1 protein-coding gene is annotated in these 504 nt (G+C 40.9%); it reads left to right on the forward strand.

Annotated elements, in window-relative coordinates; translation table 11 throughout:
- Positions 1 to 504 (forward strand): TraG/VirB4 family ATPase (locus tag J7R05_RS07790; RefSeq protein WP_484479010.1); only part of this gene is annotated, 504 nt, incomplete at both ends.

Raw genomic sequence — 504 nt, forward strand, 5'->3', positions numbered from 1 at the left:
CCAATGGATTATAAAGCTTGTTTCGTCTGAAGATCAAAAGATCAGTGAATCAGAAAGACAAGACATCACGGCGGCTGTTGAGCAGCTTGCCTTGTTGCCAAAAGAACAACGGACGATCTCTGCCTTACAAATGTTTTTTGACACCACGCATAGGGAGGGGATATCGGGTCGTTTAGAAAGATGGTGTAAAGGCAATGCCTTGGGGTGGGTTTTTGACAATCCTGATGATGATATAGGCATTGATGCGAAATTTATCGGCTATGATATGACGGACTTTTTGGACAATGAAGAAATTCGTCCTCCCTTAATGATGTATCTCTTTCATAGAATTCTTTCTCTCATTGATGGGCGTCGCATTATCATTGTCATTGATGAATTTTGGAAAGCCTTAGAAGATGATTCCTTTAAAGCCTTTGCACAAGATAGGCTGAAAACAATTCGTAAACAAAATGGCTTGATGTTGTTTGCCACGCAAAGCCCCAAAGATGCAATCAACTCGACAAT

Origin of the sequence: Bartonella capreoli (assembly GCF_902813205.1) — a bacterium.
In the GTDB taxonomy this organism is placed as follows: domain Bacteria; phylum Pseudomonadota; class Alphaproteobacteria; order Rhizobiales; family Rhizobiaceae; genus Bartonella; species Bartonella schoenbuchensis.